Annotated in this window: 15 protein-coding genes; 8 read left to right on the forward strand and 7 right to left on the reverse strand. The window is 67.1% G+C overall.

Going from position 1 to position 21,877, the window contains the following annotated elements:
• Positions 1–189 precede the first annotated feature (189 nt).
• Positions 190–4,491, reverse strand: coding sequence for a DEAD/DEAH box helicase (locus ACR9Y6_RS15685; RefSeq protein WP_481282124.1), 4,302 nt, complete (start codon positions 4,489–4,491; stop codon positions 190–192).
• A 126-nt stretch (positions 4,492–4,617) separates the two neighbouring features.
• Between ACR9Y6_RS15685 and ACR9Y6_RS15690 the strand changes: the two genes are divergently transcribed.
• Together ACR9Y6_RS15690 and ACR9Y6_RS15695 are read left to right on the forward strand one after the other, a co-directional pair.
• Positions 4,618–6,828 (forward strand): glycoside hydrolase family 3 C-terminal domain-containing protein, encoded by a 2,211-nt coding sequence (locus ACR9Y6_RS15690; RefSeq protein WP_481282125.1) that lies wholly within the window; start codon positions 4,618–4,620, stop codon positions 6,826–6,828.
• A gap of 70 nt (positions 6,829–6,898) precedes the next feature.
• On the forward strand, positions 6,899–7,666 hold the full coding sequence (locus ACR9Y6_RS15695) for a transporter (protein WP_481282126.1): 768 nt from the start codon (positions 6,899–6,901) through the stop codon (positions 7,664–7,666).
• Here the strand turns inward: ACR9Y6_RS15695 and ACR9Y6_RS15700 are convergent.
• The gene (locus tag ACR9Y6_RS15700) at positions 7,663–9,612 is read right to left on the reverse strand and encodes an LTA synthase family protein (RefSeq protein WP_481282127.1); all 1,950 of its coding nucleotides are present in this window, start codon (positions 9,610–9,612) and stop codon (positions 7,663–7,665) included. The genes ACR9Y6_RS15695 and ACR9Y6_RS15700 overlap by 4 nt on opposite strands.
• A gap of 268 nt (positions 9,613–9,880) precedes the next feature.
• Between ACR9Y6_RS15700 and mprF the strand changes: the two genes are divergently transcribed.
• Positions 9,881–12,445 (forward strand): bifunctional lysylphosphatidylglycerol flippase/synthetase MprF, encoded by a 2,565-nt coding sequence (gene mprF, locus ACR9Y6_RS15705; protein WP_481282128.1) that lies wholly within the window; start codon positions 9,881–9,883, stop codon positions 12,443–12,445.
• Complete coding sequence (locus tag ACR9Y6_RS15710) at positions 12,442–13,248, forward strand: AcvB/VirJ family lysyl-phosphatidylglycerol hydrolase (protein WP_481282129.1); 807 nt, start codon at positions 12,442–12,444, stop codon at positions 13,246–13,248. The genes mprF and ACR9Y6_RS15710 overlap by 4 nt, the downstream gene beginning before the upstream one ends.
• A gap of 788 nt (positions 13,249–14,036) precedes the next feature.
• On the opposite strand, the gene ACR9Y6_RS15715 is transcribed toward ACR9Y6_RS15710, so the two are convergent.
• Positions 14,037–15,473, reverse strand: coding sequence for a nicotinate phosphoribosyltransferase (locus ACR9Y6_RS15715; protein ID WP_481282130.1), 1,437 nt, complete (start codon positions 15,471–15,473; stop codon positions 14,037–14,039).
• A 25-nt stretch (positions 15,474–15,498) separates the two neighbouring features.
• A complete protein-coding gene (locus ACR9Y6_RS15720) occupies positions 15,499–16,200 on the reverse strand; it encodes a pirin family protein (protein WP_481282131.1) in 702 nt (233 codons plus the stop codon).
• A gap of 196 nt (positions 16,201–16,396) precedes the next feature.
• On the opposite strand from ACR9Y6_RS15720, the gene ACR9Y6_RS15725 reads away from it, so the two are divergent.
• Positions 16,397–17,404 carry an LLM class flavin-dependent oxidoreductase gene (locus tag ACR9Y6_RS15725; protein ID WP_481282132.1) on the forward strand — a complete coding sequence of 336 codons (1,008 nt, stop codon included), beginning with the start codon at positions 16,397–16,399 and terminating at the stop codon, positions 17,402–17,404.
• 10 nt (positions 17,405–17,414) lie between these two features.
• A complete protein-coding gene (locus ACR9Y6_RS15730) occupies positions 17,415–17,849 on the forward strand; it encodes a putative toxin-antitoxin system toxin component, PIN family (protein WP_481282133.1) in 435 nt (144 codons plus the stop codon).
• Here ACR9Y6_RS15730 and ACR9Y6_RS15735 read toward each other — a convergent pair.
• Both ACR9Y6_RS15735 and ACR9Y6_RS15740 read right to left on the reverse strand, forming a co-directional pair.
• On the reverse strand, positions 17,824–18,471 hold the full coding sequence (locus ACR9Y6_RS15735) for a DUF6348 family protein (protein WP_481282134.1): 648 nt from the start codon (positions 18,469–18,471) through the stop codon (positions 17,824–17,826). The genes ACR9Y6_RS15730 and ACR9Y6_RS15735 overlap by 26 nt on opposite strands.
• 26 nt (positions 18,472–18,497) lie before the next feature.
• Positions 18,498–19,328, reverse strand: coding sequence for a DUF72 domain-containing protein (locus ACR9Y6_RS15740; protein ID WP_481282135.1), 831 nt, complete (start codon positions 19,326–19,328; stop codon positions 18,498–18,500).
• A 103-nt stretch (positions 19,329–19,431) separates the two neighbouring features.
• On the opposite strand from ACR9Y6_RS15740, the gene ACR9Y6_RS15745 reads away from it, so the two are divergent.
• Positions 19,432–20,052, forward strand: a complete 621-nt coding sequence (locus ACR9Y6_RS15745) for a response regulator (RefSeq protein WP_481282136.1) — start codon at positions 19,432–19,434, stop codon at positions 20,050–20,052.
• Positions 20,053–20,126: 74 nt separating this feature from the next.
• On the opposite strand, the gene ACR9Y6_RS15750 is transcribed toward ACR9Y6_RS15745, so the two are convergent.
• Positions 20,127–21,101, reverse strand: coding sequence for a GlxA family transcriptional regulator (locus tag ACR9Y6_RS15750; protein WP_481282137.1), 975 nt, complete (start codon positions 21,099–21,101; stop codon positions 20,127–20,129).
• A 94-nt stretch (positions 21,102–21,195) separates the two neighbouring features.
• On the opposite strand from ACR9Y6_RS15750, the gene ACR9Y6_RS15755 reads away from it, so the two are divergent.
• Positions 21,196–21,834 (forward strand): HD domain-containing protein, encoded by a 639-nt coding sequence (locus ACR9Y6_RS15755; RefSeq protein WP_481282138.1) that lies wholly within the window; start codon positions 21,196–21,198, stop codon positions 21,832–21,834.
• Positions 21,835–21,877 lie beyond the last annotated feature (43 nt).

Consider the following 21,877-nt stretch of genomic DNA (forward strand, 5'->3'; position numbering starts at 1 on the left):
TGGAAGCCCTTGTGGGGGATCCTTTGGGAGATCCTGTGGGAGCCGACTTTGTCGGCGATCCCGCGGCAGCGGGCCAGCTTGAGGCAAGCACCCAATCGCCGACAAGGTCGGCTCCCACAAGAGCAGGCCTCCACAAGAGCAGCTTCCACAAGAACAGGTTCCCACCAGAGCGGGTTCCGAAAAGGGGCTTCAGGCCGGCATGGAGCGCATGTCGGCCTTGCGTTGCAAGGCCGAGCGGGCTTCGCGCTCGTCGTCGCCTTCCAATGGCGTGAGCGTGACGAACTTGCCGGCGATCATCGCGGCCAGCGGAATGCCGTCGCGGATGGCGATGCGGTTGCCGATCGTCGACGGCACCTTGCTCCCAGCGACGATGCCGCCGACCAGGTTCAGCGGATCGGTACCGGCGATGCATACGATTTCGCCATCGTGCGCGCGATGGCGGATCTGACGCAGCGCCGCCAGTGCCTCGGGCAAGGCGAATTGTTCGCCGACGAGGCCATCGACGAAACGGCCGCCACGGATCTCACCGCGCGCCTCCAGCCGGTGATACACGCGCCGTAGCTCGCGCCACGCGGGCAGCCATGCCGCCTCGCGTTCCAGGATGCGCCAGCTGACCACACCGTAGCGGCGCAACAAGGTGCGCGCGATGTGCTCGAGGCCATCCGCATCGTTGCGTTTTTCGCTCGGCCGCCGCGCCAGTGCCCAGCGTCCGGCGTCCTCGATGCCACTGAGCATGTGCCGCCGCGTGCGCCGGTGGCGATTGCCGTTTCGCTTGGCGGCGGGAAGCAGGAGCGCGCGCAATCCGGCGAAGCTGTCGGCCGTGGCGCGGCCCGCGGCGACCAGCTCGCCGAGCGCATCTTCGAGCTCGGTGCGCAACAGGCGTGTCGTCGACGCGAGTTCGTCGAAGAACAGGGCCCCTTCGTCGCGCAAGGCATCGGCAACGGCCTGCGCACGCGACGACAGTGGCTGCTCGTCGTTCGTGGCGGGTGCCGCCGCTGACCAGACGGCCAACTGACGACGTGGCAGCAACACGATCGGCGTCGCCCTTACCGGGCCACCGTTGCCGGTACCGAGACGCAGCCGGCTCCAGACCACGCGTCCGGCGCGGCAGAGGTCGTCGAGCCAGCCGATGCCGTAGTCGCTGACGCGTGCGGGGAGCAGTTCCGATTCCCACGCGCCCGCCGCGGCTTCGAAGCCTTCGAGCTGGCCGATGACGCCGGCGAGTGCATCCGGCCCCGCCACCTGCGTCGCGCGTGTCACGTGTTGCCAGTCGAGCAGGAAGCGGAGGAAGTCGCGCGGTGCGACCGGTTCGATTTCCCGGCGCAGGCGTCCGATGGTGTAGCGATGGATGCGCGCGAGGAGATGGCGCTCGCACCATTCCACCTCGGACGTACCGGGGGAGAAAGGGCCGCGCATCACGTAGCCTTCGCTCTCCAGCGAAGCCAGGGCCAGTTCGACGTCGGCCACCGCGATCCCAAGGGAAGTGGCGAGGACGATGGCGGGCACCGGTCCGAGTCCGCCGAGGCGTCCGCGGACGATATCGACGAGCGCCGATTCAGGCGTCCATGCCTGCGCCTCGAACTCGGCGGGTGCCGCGATCGCGGGCGTCATGCCGACGCCTGGGCGGATGGCTCGCCACGCGGGCAAGCGTTCCGCGGCGACCCACAACGACACGCTATCATGGGAGAGCCGCGCCGCGCGCGCATCGGCCGAAAGCATCGACAACCATTTCGCCCAGCCGGGGTTGTCGCGTACCTCGTCGAGCGTGACCGCACCGAGCTGGACCAGGGCCTCGTGCATCTCGTCCGCGCTGCGAGCCTCGGGCCAGGCCTCTTCCCGTACCGAAGCGATCGCCTCGGGATCGAGCCGGCCGAGGTCGTCGGCACTCTCCGCCTCGTTCCAGCGGCGCGACTGCACGGCCTGCGTGCGGCGTTCCTCAAGCGGCGCATCGTCGAGGAAGGCATACGGCGCCGCGCTGAGCACCTCGGCCGCCAGTGGGGAAGGTGTGGCGAGGTCGCGCGCGACCATGGTGATCGCGCCGGACTCGAGCCCGCGCAGCACGCCGAGCAGGCCTTCGCTGTCCATCGCTTCGTGCAGGCAATCCTCGAGCGTCTGCTTCACCAGCGGGTGGTCGGGTACCTCCCGTTCACCGACGAGATTCTCCGCGCAGGCGACCTGGTCGGGGAAGACCGTGGCGAGCAGGTCTTCGCTCTTCATGCGCTGCAATTGCGGCGGGACCTTCTTGCCGCCACTGAAGCGCGGCAGGGCGAGCGCCGTGGTGGCGTTCCAGCGCCAGCGCACGCCGAACAGGGGCGCGTCGAGCAGGGCCTGGACCAGCACGTGCTCGGCCGAGTTCGAATGCAGGTAGCGCGCCACTTCGTCCAACGGGAAGCTGTGGCTGGTGGACAACGACAGCACGATCGCATCTTCGGTGGCGGCCGCCTGCAGCTCGAAATTGAACTTGCGGCAGAAACGCTTGCGCAAGGCCAGGCCCCAGGCGCGGTTGATGCGGCTGCCGAAGGGCGTATGGATGATGAGTTGTGTACCGCCGGACTCGTCGAAGAAACGCTCCATCACCAGGGTGTCGTGCGTCGGCAGGGCACCCAGCGCGGCGCGCGCGCGGAACAGGTAGTCGACGATCTGCTCGGCCGCGGGCTTCGAAAGCGACAGGGTTTCCACGAGGTACGCGAGCGCGGCTTCGCGTCCGCCCTCGTCGAAGGCTGCCGAGATGTCGGCGCGCAGGCGCGACACGCCGGAGGACAGTTCGTCGGTGCGGCCCGGCGCCTCGCCCAGCCAGAAAGGAATGTTCGGCGGCGCGCCCTGTGCATCCTCGACGCGCAGGCGGCCCATCTCCACGCGCAGGATGCGATACGAGCGGTTGCCCAACTGGAAGACGTCACCGGCGAGGCTTTCCACCGCGAAGTCTTCGTTCACCGTGCCGACGATGATCGCCTGCGGTTCGAGCAGCACGTTGTAATCGCCGGTGTCGGGAATCGTGCCACCGGAGGTCACGGCGGTCAGCCGCGCGCCGCGGCGCTCGCGCAGGCGCTTGTTCACGGCGTCGCGGTGGATGTACGAACCGCGCGGGCCGACGCGCGTGGTGAATCCCTCGGCCAGCATGCGCACGGTCTCGTCGAAGGTCTCGCGCTTCAAGTCCTTGAACGGGTATGCGCGACGGACGAGGTCGAACAACGCGTCCTCGTCCCATTCCTGGCAGGCGACCTCGGCCACGATCTGTTGGGCGAGCACGTCGAGGGGTTCGCGTGGGAGGACCAGCGCGTCCAGTTCGCCACGGCGCACGCAATCGAGCAGCGCCGCGCACTCGATGAGATCGTCGCGTGACGTGGGGAACAGGCGGGCCTTGGGCGTGCCGCCCACGGCGTGGCCGGCACGCCCCGCGCGTTGCAGGAAGGCGGCGATGGAGCGTGGCGACGCGATCTGGCAGACCAGGTCGACGTCGCCGATGTCGATGCCCAGTTCGAGCGAGGCCGTGGCGACGAGCGCGCGCAACTCGCCGCGCTTCAGCCTTTGCTCGGCGTCGAGGCGCTGCTCGCGTGAAAGGCTGCCGTGGTGCGCGGTGACCGCCTCCTTGCCGAGCCGTTCGGAGAGATGCCGCGAGACGCGTTCCGCCATGCGCCGCGTGTTCACGAAGACGAGCGTGGTGCGGTGCTGCTCGATCAGGTTGCCGAGCCGGTTGTAGACCAGTTCCCACATGTCGTTCGACATCACCGCCTCGAGCGGCACCGGCGGCACCTCGAGCGCGAGGTCGCGATGGCGCGAGTGACCGATGTCGACGATGGCGCAGTCTTCGCGCTCGCTTCCGGTGAGGAAGGCGGCGACCTTCTCGATCGGCTTCTGCGTGGCGGAAAGGCCGATGCGGGTGATCCGCCGCTGGGCGAGGGATTCCAGCCGCTCCAATGAAATGGCGAGGTGGCTGCCACGCTTGCTGGCCGCCACGGCGTGGATCTCGTCGACGATCACCTCGCGGATGTCGCGCAGCATCGCCCGGCCCGATTCCGAACCGAGCAGCACGTAGAGCGATTCCGGCGTGGTCACGAGGATGTGCGGCGGCCGGCGCTTCATCCGCTCACGGTCGGACGAGGGTGTATCGCCGGTGCGCACGGCGCTGCGGATTTCGAGATCGGGCAGCCCTTGCTTGCGCAGTTCGTCGCGGATGCCCGCCAGCGGCGCTTCGAGGTTGATCCGGATGTCGTTCGACAACGCTTTCAGCGGCGAGACGTAGAGGATCGTCGTCCGGTCGCGCAAGCCACCCTCTTCCACGCCTTCGCGCACCAGCATGTCGATGGCGGAAAGGAAGGCGGTGAGGGTCTTGCCCGAGCCCGTCGGCGCCGCGACGAGGGTATGCCGGCCGGAGCGGATCGCCGGCCACGCCGCCGCCTGCGCCGCCGTGGGCTCGGCGAAGGTGCTCGCGAACCAATCGGCGACGGCGGGGTGGAAAGCGGTGAGTGGCGTCGACTTTTGTGAATTCATTGAATCACTTAAGTGGGGCCGAAAGGCCCGGTTGGCAAGCCGGAGGGTAACCCGGGACGGTCGCATGGGTTGCGATGAAAGCGTTACTTGGCGATGGTTGGTGTTTCCCCGGATCGAATCGCGACCATGCCCGATATCGCGCGCCGCACCACCCTCGCCCTTGCCCTCTCCGCCGGCCTCGCCGGCGCCGCGCAGGCCGCCCCTCCGGCCGAGCGGCCGTGGATGGATCGCTCGCTGTCGCCGGACCGCCGCGCCGAGCTGATCGTGGCGGCGATGACCGACGATGAGAAATTCCGGCTGATCCGCTCGGATTTCGGCCAGAAGAACGACAAGCTGCCCCACCCGGCGGATTCCCTCGATGGCGCCGGATACGTTCCCGCCATTCCGCGCCTGGGCTTGCCCGTACTGAACGAGACCGACGCCGGTCTTGGCGTGGCCCGGCCCGGTAACGACCAGTTGGGCGCGATCTCGTTGCCCGCCGGGCTCGCCACGGCCGCCAGCTTCGATCCTTCCGTGGCCCATGCCGGCGGGCGCATGATCGGCGGCGAGGCGCGCGGCAAGGGTTATGGCGTGCTTCTCTCCGGTGGCGTGAACCTGGTGCGCGATCCGCGCAACGGACGTAACTTCGAATATGCGGGCGAAGACCCGGTGCTGGCCGGCACGATGGTCGGTGCCGCGGTGAAGGGCATCCAGGAGCGCAAGGTGGTCGCGACGGTGAAGCATTTCGCCATCAACGACCTCGAGTCCGGCCGGAATACGCTGAGTGCCGACATCGACCCGGTCGCCTTGCGCGAATCCGATCTGCTGGCTTTCCAGCTCGCCATCGCCAAGGGCGACCCCGGTTCGGTGATGTCCTCGTACAACCGTGTCAACGGCACCTATGCCGGTGAACACGACTGGCTGCTCAACCAGGTGCTCAAGCAGGAATGGGGCTTCAAGGGCTGGGTCATGTCCGATTGGGGCGGCGTGCACAGCGCGGCCAAGGCCGCCATGGCCGGGCTCGACCAGGAATCGGCGGGCGAGGTGTTCGACAAGGAGGTGTTCTTCGACAAGCCGTTACGCGAGGCGTATGCATCCGGCCAGTTCCCGAAGGCGCGGCTGGACGACATGGTGAAACGCGTGATGCGAAGCCTCTTCGCCCACGGCGTCATCGACGAGCCGGTGAAGAAGACCAAGGTGCCGTACGAAGCCGACCGCGTCGTGGCGCGCGACACCCTGGAAGCGGGCGCGGTGCTGCTGCGTAACGAGGCGGGCTTGCTGCCGCTGGCACGGAAGGGTCAGTCGATCGCCGTGATCGGCGGCCACGCCGACAAGGGCGTGCTCGCCGGAGGTGGGTCGTCCCTGGTCTCCGACGTGGCGGGCGATCCCGTGCCCGGCCTGGAGCCGAAGGCCTGGCCGGGTCCGATGAAGTACCACGCGTCGGCGCCGCTCGCCTTCATCCAGAAGCTGGCCGGTGGCAAGGTGAGCTTCGATCCGGGTACCGATCCCACGGTCGCCGCCAAGGCCGCTGCCAGCGCGGACGTCGCCGTCGTCTTCGTCACCAAATGGGCGGCTGAATCGTTCGACTGGACCGACCTCTCGCTCCCGGACAACCAGGACGCGTTGGTCGCCGCCGTGGCCAAGGCCAACCCGAAGACGATCGTGGTGCTGGAAACCAATGGCCCGGTGAACACGCCCTGGCTGGGCCAGGTCGGTGCCGTGATGGAAGCCTGGTATCCCGGCTCGGGTGGCGGCGAAGCCATCGCGCGCCTGCTTTACGGCGTGACGGCGCCCTCCGGACGCCTGCCGGTGAGTTGGCCGAAGGACGAATCGCAACTGCCGCGGACGACGATCGAAGCGGCCGGGCTCTATTCCAAGGCGAAGCCGGCGGACAACGTCGACTACAACATCGAAGGCGCCGACGTCGGCTATCGCTGGTTCGAGAAGACGCATCGCGAACCGCTGTTCGCGTTCGGCCATGGCCTGACCTACACCCGCTTCGCGTACAGCGATTTCGCGGTCGACAAGGATGCGGCGGGCCATCCCGTGGCGCACGTGACCGTGAAGAACACGGGCAAGGTGGCCGGTGCGGATGTGCCGCAGATCTACGTGACGGCGCCCGGCGCGGCGACGCGCCGGCTCGCCGGTTGGAGCAAGGTGAAGCTGTCGCCTGGCGACAGCCGTCGCGTCGATATCCCGCTCGAACCCCTGGCGCTCGCCCGCTACGACGACGTCGGCAAGCGCTGGCGCGTGGCACCGGGCCGTTACACGGTGAAGCTCGGCCGCTCGGCCAGCGACATCGCGGGCGAAGCAGCCGTCGAGGTCGCGGAGAGCTTTCCAGTGGTGAAAGCGCCCTGACGACGGGCCGGCGTCGTGGCGTCTGCCTCGTGCACGACGCCACCACGCCGGCAGCGGTCACAATGGGTGCATGAACCTACGCCCTGCCCTCGCCTTCCTCGCTTCGGCCTTGCTCGGCGCACCGGCCTTCGCCGATCCACCCGACTTCGACCGGCCGGGCGCCGGCTTCGCCACCACGGTGCTTCCGGCGGGCACGCTGGCGCTGGAACAAGGCCTGCCGACCTACGAGCGCCAGCGCCAGGACGGTTTCCTGGATCGCACCTACACCGCGGACAGCCTCATCCGCATCGGCCTTGGCGGTCCCGTCGAATTCCAGCTGGGCGGCTCGGCCTGGAACCGGTTGGAGGAGCGCGGGCAAGGTTCGCGCCGCCATGCGGTCGGCCACGGCGATAGCAGTGTCGCCTTGAAATGGGCTCCCGCCGGCTCGGGCGATGCGGGTGCCTTCAGTTGGGCCGCGCTGGGCGAGGTGACGTTCGCGAATGGCGACGAGGATTTCGGCAACGGCGCGCGGCAGGTCAGCCTCGGCACGACGATGCAGTGGAAGCCGGACGACACGCATCAGAACACCTTGTACGCGAATCTCGACCGGCTGAAAGGCCATGACACGTGGACCCTGGCACCGACGTTCGGCCGCAAGTTCGGCGAGAACCTCGTCGCCTATGTCGAAACGGACGCCATCCACGACGCGGAGGACGGCAACGAACTGCAGGCCGGCGGCGGCGTCGCCTACGACGTGGGCGACCGCGTGCAACTCGACGCCTACGCGCTTCACCGTATCGGTCGCCACGGACCCTCCGTGGTCGCGGGCGTGGGGATCTCGATGTTCTTCGGCCGCTAGTTCGCCGGAGGTGTCTTCCGCTTCATCAGCCCGTTCGTGAAAAGGTACGCGGCGGTCTGGTAGTACGTCACCGCGTCCTTCGCATCCACCGGGTCCATCCGCTCGACCGGCGTCGCGTCGCCCGTGGTCTTCTGCGGGATCATTTCCTTCACCGGCTGGCGCGGGATCAGGGACGTCAGGCGGTCGCCATGCAGGTAGCCCAGTTCCTGGTAGGTACTCAGGAAGGCGCGCTCGCGGCCGGGTTCGATCTTGAAGATGTCGTAGCCGTAGAAGCGCGAGGTATAGCTGAAATTGAGCATGCCCAGGATCGTCGGCGGGATGTCGATCTGGCTCATCAGTCGATCCACCCGGCCTGGCGCCACGTGCTTGGGCGAGTAGATGAACAGCGGGATGTGGTAGCGGTCGACGGGCAGGCTCGTCTTGCCGGCGCTGGTCGCGCAATGGTCCGCCGTGATCACGAAGATCGTGTCGTCGAACCAGGGCTTGGTCGAGGCACGCTTGAGGAAATCGGCGATCGCCCAGTCGGTGTATTGCACGGCGGCGCGGCGTGAACCCTGCGGCAGCTTCACCCGGCCTTCGGGGAAGGTGAACGGACGGTGGTTCGAAGTCGTCATCACGTGGCCGAAGAACGGCTTGCCCTTCGCGTACGCATCGTCCATGCGCTTCATCACGAGGGTGTAGAGATCCTCGTCGGCCACGCCCCAGACGTTCTCCGCGTGAATGTCCTTGTCGTCGATGGCGCCGCGGTCCACGGCGGTATAACCGTTGCTCGCGAAGAAGTGGTCCATGTTGTCGAAGTAGCCGTAGCCGCCATACAGGAACTCGGACTCGTAGCCCTTCGCGTTGAACACATCGGCCAGTGACCAGAGGCCCTCGTTGTTCGGACGCTTCACGATGGATTCGCCCGGCGTCGGCGGTACCGAAAGCGACAACGCCTCCAGGCCGCGCACGGTACGCGTGCCGTTCGCATAGAGCTGGGTGAAGAACAGGCTCTTCGACGCCAGCGCGTCGAGGTTCGGCATCAGGTGCTTGTGCTTGCTTACGTCGAGTCCTTCGACGTAATCGCCGGACAGGCTTTCGACGCTGATGAGGACGATGTTGAGCTTCTTCTCCGGTCCGCTCGCCGCGATGGTGCGCGTGATATCCATCGGGTCGTCGCTGGTGAAGGTCGCTTCGGGCGTCTTCAACAACGTGCGCAGGTTGGCGAAGGCCTCGTCCTTGGGAAGCGTCGGATAGTACTTCGCATAGTCCAGCTCGTTGTCGCGGAACGCGGCGAAGAACTGATAGATGCCATTGCCGGCCAGTTCGTTTACGTAGTTGTTGCTCGAACGGTCCTTCATGGAGCCGTCGACGGCGAAGCTCACCGCGACGGTGAGCAGCAACCACACGCCCACCACGGCGCTGCGGCCGAGGAATCGCGAACCGTCGTCACGCGCTGCCAGGACGCGACGGCTGAAGAAGATCACCAGCACGGTGCCCAGGATGAGCAGGGCCGACCAGGTACCGATCGGGTACGACTCGCGGATGTTGCCGACCACCTCGTGGGTATAGACCAGGTAGTCCACGGCGATGAAGTTGAAGCGTGCGCTGAACTCGCCCCAGAACACCAGCTCCGCCGCCCCGAGGTAGAGCACGGCGAACGCCAGCACGAAGCACAGGCCGAGGAAGATGCGGTGTCCCCAGCGTGACAGGTAGGCCCGTCGCGGCAGCAGCCATAGCGCCAGCAGCAGGGGCCAGGCGAAATAGATGTAGGTGACCAGGTCGTAACCCAGGCCGACCAGGAACAGGTACAGCCACTGGCCCAGGTCCGGCGGAACCTCGTGGCGGGTTTTCACCAGCAGGATCAGGCGGACCAGGAAGGCCACGCCGACAAAGAGGACGCCGAACCACAGGAGCGGCCGGAAACGCTGGCGCAGGGCGCCGGGGGCCGGGGAATCAGGACGCATGGAGCCTCACGAAACAGATCCGGCTCCGGGGACGGGCGCGGCATGTCTCGCAGGGTAAGAATCCGCGCTTACGTCGAGCTTTCCCCAACCTTAGCGGAACCTTTCACCGCCGGAACCGTTGGCCGGCCGTTCACGCGAGCAGCACGCCCTGCCGTCCCCGCGCGCTCTGTGGCAACCTACACGACCTTACGACCACCGAACGACCATTGGAGTCAGCGCGCAAGTGGAGCACGAAACGAGGGCGGAGCTCCCGACGACAGATCAGCCTTTGGCCAAGCGCGCACTCTATGTGACCCTGCTGCGTCGCGCGGGCGGCCCCGTGCTGTCCGTGGTCCTGCTTTGCCTGGCGCTGTGGGCCCTCCACGCCATGGCCAGCGAGGTCACCTACCGGCAGATCGCCGGTTACGTGCACGCGTTGCCCAACAGCGATATCGCGCTGGCGATGCTGCTGACCGCGGCCGGCTATGTCGTCATGACCCTCTACGACTGGTTTGGCCTGGCCAGCATCGGCCGGCGGTTGCCGGCCCGGAGGGTGGGCCTGATTTCCTTCATCAGCTATGCGTTCTCGAACGCGCTGGGTATGTCCCTGCTGGTATCCGGTTCCATCCGTTACCGGTTCTACGTCCAGGCAGGGCTCAGTACCGGCGACGTGGCGCGGGTGGTGCTGTACACGACCCTGAGCTTCTGGCTCGGCCTCGCCGCGCTCACCGGCGTCACCTTGCTGCTGGTGCCGATTCCGCCCGACATACCGCTTTCCGGCCTGCGTATCCCGCTGGCGATCGTGCTGGTGCTGGTGCCGCTGGCCTGGCTCGGCGTCGCGGTGGCGGTGCGCCGGCCGGTGCGCGTGTGGCGCTGGGCGGTCAACACGCCGACTCCCGCCGTGGCCGCGCGGCAGATCCTGACCGGCGCGCTCGATTGGGGGCTCGCCGCCGGCGTGCTCTACGTGCTGATGCCCCAGGCCATTTCGGGTGGCTTCGGCCACTTCCTGGCGATCTTCGTGGTGGCGCAGATGGCGGGGCTGATCAGCCACGTGCCGGGCGGCCTGGGCGTGTTCGAGGCGGTGATGCTGGCCGGCTTCGGCGCCACCGGCGACCACGGCCTGGAGGCACCCATCCTTGGCTCGCTCGCCGCCTTCCGCCTCGTGTACTACCTGTTGCCGCTGTGCGTGGCGACGGTGATGGTCATCTGGCGGGAGATCCGCGCGCTGCGCCATGCCGCCATGGTCACGCCGTGGTTCAGCAGCCTGCTGCCGCCGTTCTTCGCCGGGTTGACCCTGGTCTGCGGCGCCGTGCTGCTGTTCTCCGGCGCCACCCTGGCGATTCCGGGGCGCATGGAGATCCTGCGTGGTTTCGTGCCCTTGCCGCTGGTGGAGGTATCGCACTTCCTCTCCAGCGTGGTGGGCATGCTGCTGCTGATCCTGGCCCGCGGCCTGCAAAGGCGGCTGGATGCCGCCTACGTGCTGACGCTGGTGCTGCTGATCCTCGGCGCCATCCTGTCGCTGCTCAAGGGCATCGACTACGAGGAAGCGACCCTGCTTTCCCTGCTCGCCCTCGCCCTGGCGCCCGCGCACCGGCACTTCTACCGGCGCGCTTCGTTGTTCCGCGCCAGCTTCTCTCCCGGCTGGGTGCTGGCGATCGGCGCCGTGCTGGCCTGTTCCACGTGGCTGGTGTTCTTCAGCTTCAAGCACGTCGAATACAGCAACAACCTGTGGTGGGAATTCAGCTTCCACCACGGTGGCGCGCCGCGAGCCCTGCGCGCGCTGGTGGGTGCGACGGCGGTGGTGATGCTGGTCGCCCTCGCCAACCTGATCCGGCCGGCACGTCCGCGGCGCGCCTATCCGGGCGAGGCGGACCTGGCCCGGGCGGAGCCGCTGTTGAAGAATTTCGATTCCGCGCAGGCGCATCTCGCCCTGGTCGGCGACAAGATGCTGATGTTCGCCCCGGGTGACCAGGCCTTCATCATGTATGACATCGAAGGGCGCAGCTGGGTGGCCATGGGCGACCCCGTCGGCACCGACGAGGCGGCCCGCCGGGAACTGGTCTGGTCGTTCCGGGAGAACTGCGAGCGTGCCGGTGGCTGGCCGATCTTCTACCAGGTGCGTCCGGCCGACCTCGACCTCTACCTCGACGTGGGCATGAACCTGCTCAAGATCGGCGAAGAGGCGCGGGTCCGGCTGGAAAGCTTCAATCTCGACGGCAAGTCGAAGAAGACCCTGCGCGGAACGGTGAACAAGCTGTCGCGCGATGGCCTGCGCATGGAGGTCGTCCCCGCCGAGGCCGTGCCGGCCCTGATGCCGAAACTGAAATCCGTTTCCGATGCATGGATGCGCGACAAGAAGGTTCGCGAGAAGCGCTTCTCGCTGGGCCTGTTCGACGAGCGCTACCTCGCGCGCACGCCCATGGCGGTGGTCTGGCAGGGCGACGAGCTCATGGCCTTCGCCAACATTTTCGTTACCGCGACGAAGGAAGAAGCCTCCGTCGACCTCATGCGCCACCTGCCCGAAGGCCCCTCCGGCATCATGGATTTCCTGTTCATCGAACTGATGGTCTGGGCGAAAGCCGAAGGCTATCGCTGGTTCAACCTCGGCATGGCTCCCTTGTCGGGCCTGCAAAACCGCCGCACGGCACCGTTGTGGAGCCGCTTCGGCGCCATGGTGTTCGGTCGTGGCGAGCGCTTCTACAACTTCCGCGGGCTGCACCGCTACAAGGACAAGTTCGATCCCGAGTGGGAGCCGCGCTACATCGCCGTTCCCGGCGGCATCGCCCTGCCGCTGGCACTCGCCAACGTCGCCAGCCTGATTTCGGGCGGCATCGGCGGAGTCGTGCGCCGGTGAAGCGTTCCCTGAAGAAGACGATCCGTTACGTCCTGATCGGCATCGCCGCCTTGCTCGTGCTGGCCTTGCTCGCCTGGCATCCGTGGACGCGCGCCTCGATGGAGAAGTCCACCGTGGAGCTTCCCGCGCTGAAGGCGGCGCCGGCCGGCGAGGAAGACCTCCTGGTGGTGATCTATTCCGGTGACGGCGGCTGGTGGGATCTCGACCAGCGCCTCGGCGCCGTGTTCACGCAGCGCGGCATTCCTGTCGCGGGGGTGAGCACGTTCAAGTATTTCTGGCGTTACCGCTCACCGGACGAATCGGCGCACGACCTGGATGGCCTGCTCGATCGCTACACCCGCCAATGGAACAAGCATCGCGTGCTGCTGGTCGGCTACTCGTTCGGCGCCGACGTGCTGCCGACGATCGTCGGCAAGCTGCGCCCGGACAATCGTGACAAGCTCAGTCAGCTCGTCCTGCTCTCGGCCAGCCGCGACGTGAACTTCGAGATCGAGCTCGAGGGTTACATGCAGCAGGGCTGGTGGACCACGCACACGCACAACTTCCTGCAATGGCTGAATCCGGTGGTGCACACCGACGCCATTCCACCCATCGCCGCCCTCGGCGGGCGTCCACCCATGGCCTGCTACTACGGTGCCGAGGATGCCGACGACAGCGGCTGCACCGATCGCCGGCTGCCGGCCTTCGTCACCGTGTACAAGAAGCCGGGCTCGCACCATTTCGACGAAGACTACGAAAAGCTCGCCACCGAACTGATCCAGCGCATGCCCGGACATCGTCCGGAGGCTTCGACGCAGCCTTAACGAAAATTCGGGCCCCGATCGCGTGAAGGCGTGTCACGAAACATTCACGGCCGTGCCACCAGAAATTTCCTCTTTTCCGCTCAACCTGTCGGTCCGGGCGGAAAGAAAAGCAGGAGACGGCCATGCATCGAGAGCCAGGAAAACGCGACTACGGATCCTCCGACTGCGCTGCCTTGCGGAGTCTCGCCAGCCGCGGCGTGAGCGTGCCGCAACCGGCTCCGAAAGCGCCCCCGAGCCCCGTTCGCCCGGAGCGTCCGCGCCATGAACAGCGGCGCGAGACCCGCATCCCAGCCTGAACGTAAGGGTTCGCTGAGGCTTCCCGAGGCAAATAGGCACTAATTTTAAGAATCCTCCTATATCCGTCGTCGGTCGACCTACGCAACATTAGGTCCGTGCCCCGCCCGGCTGTCGGGCAGGGCGAACGAATCGCCGATGACCGATCCGACGGCAGGATGCCGTCCGTCCCTAGCGCCAGGATCGATCCCCCCTTCATCGGCGGTAACGCCGCGCCGGCTTCGCCGGGCCGCGTTCGGGTGGCCACGGCCACCAGACCAAGGGACGGTCGCCATGGCCCTCCGCGTGAGCGTGAGGGCCATGTTTTTTCCGGATCTGATGAAAGCCGATCCCGGTGCAGCCCCGGCCTGGTGAAACCCCCCCTGGTGAAAGCCAACCTTTGTGGGAGCCGACCTGTGGGAGCCGACCTTGTCGGCGATCCCGCGGCAGCGGGCCAGGGTGAGGCAAGCCCCATCGCCGCTGAAGCGGCTCCCACAAAGGCAAAGGCGGTTCCGTCAGCGGCCCGCGGCAGCCCTTTCCCGCACTTCGGCGAACGACCATTCGCGTTTCAGCTCGCCGTTTTCCCACACCGTCTGCATGACTTCTTCCCAACCGGGTTCGATCGCATCGGCCGGGAGCGATATGGCGTCATCGGGTAGCGGCACGGTGCGGTAGCTGCCGTATTCGCGATGGCGCAGGAGGGTCATCCGTCCGCGCTTGGACAGCTTGCCCTGGTCGGTGACCGGGTCCTTCCATACGTCGCGCCACGTGCCGTCGATGCGCGCGGCCGAGCATTTCAGCGCGAACTTCTGGGTGTCGCGGGTGAGCTTCTGCAAGAGCGCGCCACCCATGCCGAAGGCGAGGTTGTCGGCGGCGTAACCGGCGGCGGTGATGCGCTCGAGGATGGCGCGGATGCTCTCCGGGTTCACGCCATCGCCCTGGATCACGCGGACATGGTTGAGCACGCGGTAGCCCTTGCCGTTCGAGGTGCTGCCGAAAGCTTCGTTCAACAGGCTCACGCAACGGTGCACCACTTCCACCGGGTCGCCTGAATCCGGCCGCACGACGACGGTGGCGCCCGAGGCGATGACTTCGTCGCGCAGCGTCTTGCCCCAGTGCTCGACGATGGCGTGGTAAATGTCATAACTATCCGACACCACCGCCACGAGCGATCCGGGACGCGCGAAGCGGCGAAGCATGTTGCGATAGGCGTCGACCTCGTGCTCCTTGCCCCAACTGGTGATCGTGCTGTGCTCGGCGGCGGGAATCGAATAGCCGGCCATCGCCTCGCCGTAGTACGTGCGCGCGGCGAGCACGCCCGAGACGGTATCGGTACCGAGGAAGTTGACCAGATGGGCCATGCCGCCGAGGCCGGCGGATTCCGCGCTCGATACGCCGCGGGCGCCGAAGTCGTGCAGCTTGAAGGGAATCTGGCCGGTCGGATCGTCGGAGGTGCGTTCCAGGTAGTGCAGGATCGTCCGCCGGGCCTGCCAGCTGATCGTCGCGACCGTCACGGGGTACCAGAGGCGCAGCAGCAGCGTTTCCAGGTACGAAGGCAGCCAGAACGCCTTCGGGTCCGTGGATTCGATCGTGACCAGCGCCTGGTGCGTCGGCACCACGCTGCCTTCGGAAACGGCGCGCACGCGCACCGGAAGGCGGCCGCCGTGCGTGTCGACGATGTAGCGCCAGCCTTCCTCGTTGAAGGGTTCGCCGTGAGCGGCGAAGAAGTCGCGCGCCTCGTCGACGTCGGCGTGCGTGACGGGACGGCCGAGGCGCGCCTTCAGGACGGCCTGGAGACCGAAGAACACCGTGCTTTCATAGGTGCCGCCGCGCGATTCCACATAGAAGAACGTGGCATCGGTGCCTGGCGGATATTGCAGCCAGTGGCTGGCCTTGTAGCTGTCGGTGTCGAGGATGGGATTGTCGAGATAGGGTGTGCCGTGGGTCGTCATGACCCACAGCATACCCCTCGCTTCATCACGCGGCGGTGTCGACGAGCACCAGTTCCGCATCGCTGGTGGCGGTGATGCGCAGCGCCGTTTCATCGCGGATCGCGGCGCCATCGCCCTTGTCCAGCGCGATGCCGTTGATCTCGACCGAGCCGGCCGCCGGAACCATATAGGCGTAGCGGCCGGGAGCGAGCGCGTATTCCACGGTCTCGCCCGCTTTCACGCTGGCGCCCAGCACGCGGGCGTCGGTACGGATCGGCAACGCGTCTTCATCGCCGGCGATGCCGCTGGCCAGGGTCACGAAACGGCCCGAGCGTTCGCCCTTCGGGAACGGACGGGTACCCCATGCCGGTGCTTCGCGCTCGCCGTCCGGAATGATCCAGATCTGGAAGATCCGGGTGGCGTCGGGCTCGGCGTTGTACTCGGCGTGGCGAATGCCGGTCCCTGCGCTCATCACCTGCACGTCGCCCGCTTCGGTACGGCCCTTGTTGCCCAGGCTGTCCTCATGGGTGATGGCGCCCTCGCGAACATAGGTGATGATTTCCATGTCCGAATGCGGATGCGGCGGGAAGCCCGTGCCGGCGGCGATGGTGTCGTCGTTCCAGACCCGCAGCGCGCCCCAGCCCATGCGCTTGGGATCGTGGTACGAGGCGAACGAGAAGTGGTGCTTGGCGTCGAGCCAGCCGTGGTTGGCACCGCCAAGACTGGTGAAGCGGCGGACGTCGATCATGTCGTGCTCCCCCGGGAATACCGGACTGGATGAGTGGATGGGTGTATTTTCCTCCGACGCATCCGCCATGGAGCATCGCTTTCCGGAACGGATTGTTTCCGCGGAGGCGCCTTGCAGGGTTGCAAACCCAACCCCTGCGCCCATGTGGGACGGATCGGCGGTGCCATGCCGCCTCCCCCTTGCGAGGTATTCCCGAATGATCCCGTTCTCGGTGCTCGACCTTTCCCCCGTTCCCCGTGGATCGACGCCCGGCGAATCGTTGCGCAACTCGCGCGACCTGGCCCGCCACGCGGAGGCTCTCGGCTTCCACCGCTACTGGCTCGCCGAGCACCACAACATGACGGGTATCGCCAGCGCGGCGACGTCGGTGGTCATCGGGTACATCGCCGAGGGGACCAGCACGATCCGTGTCGGCTCAGGCGGCATCATGCTGCCGAACCATGCGCCCCTGGTGATCGCCGAGCAGTTCGGCACCCTGGCCTCGCTGTATCCGGGCCGCATCGACCTGGGCCTGGGACGGGCGCCGGGCACCGACCAGGGCACGGCCCGCGCGCTGCGCCGTTCGCTCGGCCCCAGCGACGACCGCTTCCCGGACGACGTGCAGGAACTGCAATTCTTCCTCGGGCCACAACAGCCGGGCCAGACGGTGCGCGCGGTGCCTGGCATGGACACCAACGTGCCGATCTGGCTGCTCGGCTCCAGCTTGTTCAGCGCACGCCTTGCCGCCGAACTGGGCCTGCCGTTCGCCTTCGCCTCGCACTTCGCGCCGGACCTGATGATGAAGGCGCTGGAGGTGTATCGCACGATGTTCAAGCCGTCCGACGTGCTGGACAAGCCCTACGCCATGCTCGGCATCAACGTGGTCGCGGCCGACACCGACGAGGAAGCGCGCCGCCTGTTCACGTCACAACAGCAGGCCTTCTGGAACCTGCGCCGTGGCGCGCCGGGCCAGTTGCCGCCGCCGGTGAATTCGATGGAGGGCGTGTGGACGCCGATGGAGAAGGCTCAGGTGGACCACGCCTTGTCGTGTGCCGTGGTCGGCTCTCCCGGAACGGTGCGCGAAGGCCTTGCCGCGTTCATCGAACGCACCGGTGCCGACGAGTTGATCATCACCGCGCAGATCTTCGATCACGAGGCGCGCAAGCGTTCCTACGCGATCGTCGCGGAGCAGCACGCGGAGCTGGCCCGCCGTACGGCGGCCTGAGCCGGTCTTCGTGAGGGTCGTCCTCGATACCAATGTGTGCCTGGACGCCTTCGTCTTCGCCGATCCGCGCGCGGATCGGCTTGTCGCCGCGATGGCGTCTGGCGACGTCGAAGCGGTGACGCGTGCCGACTGCCGCGACGAGTGGCTCGCGGTGCTGCGCTACCCGGTGTTGAAACTGGACGAGGCGGGCATCGCGGCAGCCATCGCCCGGTTCGACGCCACGGTGACCTTGCTTTCGCCACCGCTGGTGGCGATGCCCTTGCCACGCTGCCGCGATCCCGACGACCAGAAGTTCCTCGAACTGGCCGCCGCCGTGGGTGCTGCGGTGGTGTTCTCGCGCGATGCCGAGGTGTTGCGCCTCGGCCGTCGCACGATGCGCGACGGCCTTTTCGCGATCATGAAACCCGAGGACTGGACCCTCAATCCATCGGCACCAGCGCGATGAAGTTGCGCAGGCTGTAGTAGCGCTCGTGCTGCGGCCAGTCCACCGATGCGATGGCCTTGTGGCCCGCGGCCCAGGGTTCGTTGTCGAGCAGCACCTCGACCTGGGTCTTGCCGTCGCCGACGTTGCCGTAGAACACGCGTATCCAATGCACGTCCGCCGTGAGCGGTGCCGTGGCGATAGCCGCTTCCAGCGCCGAAAGACCATCTTCCGGGATCTCCATCGGCGCGTCTTTCTCGCCGCGCAGCGTGAAGTCGCCGATGTAGAGGGTGAACCGGTGCAGGCCGGCGACCAGCTCGCGGACAGCGAGCTTCTTCGCGTTCACCTTGTGCCAGCAGGCCGCCAGCACGACATGGAAATCGTTACGTGCGAAACCGTCCAGGGCGTCGCGGCATCCCGCCTTGCCGGCGCCGATGCCGCCGAAGCTTTCCTCGATGGTGCGCTCCTCGTCGAGCACGATATCGATGTCGAGGCGGCCCATCCCACCGTCGGCGCCCTCGTGCCAGATGCCGCGAATGGCGGGGAAATCCTCGCCTTCGGTAAGCAGCCAATCTTCGTCGGCTTCGAGTTCGACGCCATGCTCGGCAAAAAGGTCGATCAGGTGGTTCTGGATGAGACGGTCCATGGTTCGTCCGGTCTGGGGATGGGCGATTATGCGCTGTCGGTCAGCTTACCGAGTGCGACCGCGGCCGCGGGGTTCCGTTCCTTGGCGGCCGAGATGAAATAGATGAAGACATCCCGCGCGGTTGCCCTGGAAGCGGCCGGCCCCACATGCGGCAGGTCGGCCGGGTCACCTCCCGCTGCCCAGGTCGCCGCGCGCTCTGCCCAGGCCGTCAGATCCTTCGCCCGATAGCCGTTCGTTTCGCTCGATACGCTGCGCATCAATCGTGCATAGACGAAGGGGCCGGTCAGGTCGGCGAAGGACGGATATTTCGGAGAGTCGGTGAACACCGTCGCCACGCCACGTTCGCGCGCGAGTTCCAGCCAGCGCTCGTCCATGAAGCTGTCGTGACGCACTTCCACGGCGTGGCGAAGGGCCACGCCGGCATGCTTCCCGGGCAGCAGGTCGAGGAAGCCGGCGATATCGTCGGCATCGAACTTTCGCGTGGGCAGGAACTGCCAGAGCAAGGGGCCGAGCCGGTCGCCCAGGGCGACCGCACCGTCGAGAAAGCGGCCGATCCGCTCGCCGGTGGACGCGAGCGCCTTGGTCTGCACGATATGCCGTGGCGCCTTCACCGAGAACACGAAGCCTTCCGGGGTTTCGGCCGCCCATTTCTCGTAGGTGGAGGCGTCGGGCGAGCGGTAGTAGGTGCCATTGATCTCGATGGCCCGCACCTGGCGGCTCGCGTATTCCAGTTCGCGCTTCTGAACGAGTCCCTCGGGATAGAACACGCCGCGCCAGGGTGGAAAGGTCCAGCCACCCATGCCGGTGCGGACATCGCCCCGCGTGGGGGTCTTGCTTCGAGCGCGTTGGGTCGCCATGGGAACGATGCTCGCAAGGATGAGGTGGAGGGTTCGTCTTTACATGCGGCGCGCCGTGACATTGCGCGATACTCGCCGTTTCCGAGTTTCCCGCGAGCCGACCATGCCGTCCATCCGCATCCTGACAGTCGACGACCATCCCCTGCTGCGCGAAGGCATCGCCGCCGTGATCGAGGGGCAGGAGGGGCTGGAACTGGTGGCCGAGGCGAGTTCGGGCGAGGAAGCCATCGAACGCTATCGCACGCATCGCCCGGACCTTACCCTGATGGACCTGCAGATGCCCGGCATCGGCGGGATCGCCGCCATCGAGGCGATCCGCGCCGAATTCCCCGACGCCCGCATCCTCGTGCTCACGACCTACCGGGGCGATGTCCAGGCGCTGCGCGCATTCCGCGCTGGCGCGCAGGGCTACCTGCTGAAGAGCGAACTGCGCAAGGACATGCTGGTCACCATCCGCCAGATCATGGAAGGCAAGCGCCGCGTTCCGGAGGAAATCGCGCAGGAAATGGCGGGCCACGCGGATGACGACGAACTCACCCCGCGCGAAACCCAGGTGCTCACGCACGTCGCCCGTGGCGAGGCCAATCGCGACGTCGCCACGGCCCTCGGCATCGCCGAGGAAACGGTGAAGGCGCACATGAAGAGCATCCTGGCCAAATTGCAGGCGAACGATCGCACGCACGCCGTCGCCATCGCCCTGCGCAGGGGCATCATCGAGCTCTGAGCCAGGTGTCCGAGCGAGCGATCGACGAGAGGTCCTCGTCGGTTGGCTCCTGACATGAGTTTCGCCGGGAGGGGTCAAGCCCGTACGTGCGCGTGGCGCTTGCGGTATTCGGCCGGGGTGACCCCGACCCGGCGCATGAAGGCGCGGCGCAAGCCGTTGACGTCGGCATAGCCGCAGCGCGCAGCCACTCGCTTCGGGCTTTCATGGCCATGCTCCAGCAGGCGGCGTGCCGCCTCCACCCGCATCGCCTCGACGAAGGTGGCCGGCGTCATGCCCACTTCATGCTGGAAGATGCGCGCGAAATGCCGGGCGCTCATGCCGACGCGCGCCGCCATGGACGCCACCGAATGGTCTTCGGCGGGATGGGCCACCACGTAGCGTTGCAGTTCCTGCAAGGCGCCGCGTCCCGCAGGCGCCGCGTCGCCATGTCGGCTGAATTGCATCTGCCCGCCGGGCCGCCGGTAGAACACGACCAGTTCGGCCGCCACCGCCATGGCGATGTCCCGCCCGAGATCTTCCTCGACCAGGGCCACCGCGAGATCCATGCCGGCCGTTACACCGGCCGCCGTGCATACCGGGCCGTCGCGAACGACGAAGGCATCCGCCTCGACCTCCAGCGATGGATGTCGCCCGGCGAGCATGGCCGCCACGCGCCAGTGCGTGGTCACGCGGCGCCCGTCGAGCAGGCCGGTACGGGCGAACAGCAGCGCACCGCTGCAGATCGAGCCATAGCGGCGGGCCCTTTCGCTGTGGCGCCGCATCCATGCCACCGCCGTCAGGTCGACGGCGGCGCGCGGCAGGTCGGGCGAGCCGGCGACGAGCAAGGTGTCGAGGTCGTCGATCTCGTCGAGCACGCTGCGGTCGGGCAGGAAGCGCAGTCCGGACGAGGCGGCAACGGCCAGCGGCGCCATGCCGACGGTGATCACCCGGTATACCTCGCGGCCCGTCTGGCGGTTGGCCTCCGCGAAGACGTCCGCCGGGCCCGCGACGTCCAGCATCTGCACGCCGGCGGGGGCAAGGATGACGATGGTCAGGGGTGACGGCCGCATGGCATGCAATATGTCCGTATTTGATACATCACGTCAAATCATGACGGGTCCGGCGCACGGTGCAATGGTCTCCCACCCCACGAGGCTTCCCGCCATGACCACCATCGCCGGCATCGCCGTTCCCGACAGCGCCCTGGCACGCGAGATCACCGACCGGGTCCGCGACACCGAGACCGACCTGCTCTATCACCACTCGCGCCGCGTGTTCCTGTTCGGTGCCTTGACCGGCAAGGCCAAGGGACTCGCCTACGACCCGGAACTGCTCTACGCCGCCGCGATGTTCCACGACATGGGCCTCATGCCCGCCCATGCGAGCAAGACGGAACGCTTCGAGGTGGACGGTGCCAACGCCGCGCGGGCGTTCCTGGCCAGCAAGGGCATCGCGCAGGACGATATCGACGTGGTCTGGGCCTCGATCGCCCTGCACACCACCCCCGGTATCCCGCAGCACATGAGGCCCGAGATCGCCCTGCTGACGGCCGGCGTGGAAATGGACGTGCTCGGGCTGGGCTTCGAAACCGTCCGGAGCGCCGATCGCGAGAAGGTCGCCGAAGTCCATCCTCGGGGGCCGTCCTTCAAGACGGGCATCGTCGACGCCTTCTACAACGGCGTCCGCGCCAAGCCGGAGACCACGTTCGGCAACGTCAAGGCCGACGTCATGGCGTACAAGGAGCCCGGGTTCAAGCGCACCGATTTCGTCCAGTGCATCCTGCACAACCGCTGGCCAAGCTGAGCGTTGATTGCTCTGATAATCATTCGCACTTACGATGGCGGCC

Source organism: Luteibacter sp. TLI7-4A (genome assembly GCF_056754745.1).

Excerpts from the sequence above, each read along its gene's own strand:
- ACR9Y6_RS15690 (WP_481282125.1), top strand. The coding sequence starts at position 4,618 with ATGCCCGATATCGCGCGCCGCACCACCCTCGCCCTTGCCCTCTCCGCC.
- ACR9Y6_RS15695 (WP_481282126.1), top strand. The coding sequence starts at position 6,899 with ATGAACCTACGCCCTGCCCTCGCCTTCCTCGCTTCGGCCTTGCTCGGC.
- ACR9Y6_RS15755 (WP_481282138.1), top strand. The coding sequence starts at position 21,196 with ATGACCACCATCGCCGGCATCGCCGTTCCCGACAGCGCCCTGGCACGC.
- ACR9Y6_RS15720 (WP_481282131.1), bottom strand. The coding sequence starts at position 16,200 with ATGATCGACGTCCGCCGCTTCACCAGTCTTGGCGGTGCCAACCACGGC.
- ACR9Y6_RS15745 (WP_481282136.1), top strand. The coding sequence starts at position 19,432 with ATGCCGTCCATCCGCATCCTGACAGTCGACGACCATCCCCTGCTGCGC.
- ACR9Y6_RS15715 (WP_481282130.1), bottom strand. The coding sequence starts at position 15,473 with ATGACGACCCACGGCACACCCTATCTCGACAATCCCATCCTCGACACC.
- ACR9Y6_RS15700 (WP_481282127.1), bottom strand. The coding sequence starts at position 9,612 with ATGCGTCCTGATTCCCCGGCCCCCGGCGCCCTGCGCCAGCGTTTCCGG.
- ACR9Y6_RS15685 (WP_481282124.1), bottom strand. The coding sequence starts at position 4,491 with ATGAATTCACAAAAGTCGACGCCACTCACCGCTTTCCACCCCGCCGTC.
- ACR9Y6_RS15750 (WP_481282137.1), bottom strand. The coding sequence starts at position 21,101 with ATGCGGCCGTCACCCCTGACCATCGTCATCCTTGCCCCCGCCGGCGTG.
- ACR9Y6_RS15725 (WP_481282132.1), top strand. The coding sequence starts at position 16,397 with ATGATCCCGTTCTCGGTGCTCGACCTTTCCCCCGTTCCCCGTGGATCG.
- ACR9Y6_RS15735 (WP_481282134.1), bottom strand. The coding sequence starts at position 18,471 with ATGGACCGTCTCATCCAGAACCACCTGATCGACCTTTTTGCCGAGCAT.
- ACR9Y6_RS15740 (WP_481282135.1), bottom strand. The coding sequence starts at position 19,328 with ATGGCGACCCAACGCGCTCGAAGCAAGACCCCCACGCGGGGCGATGTC.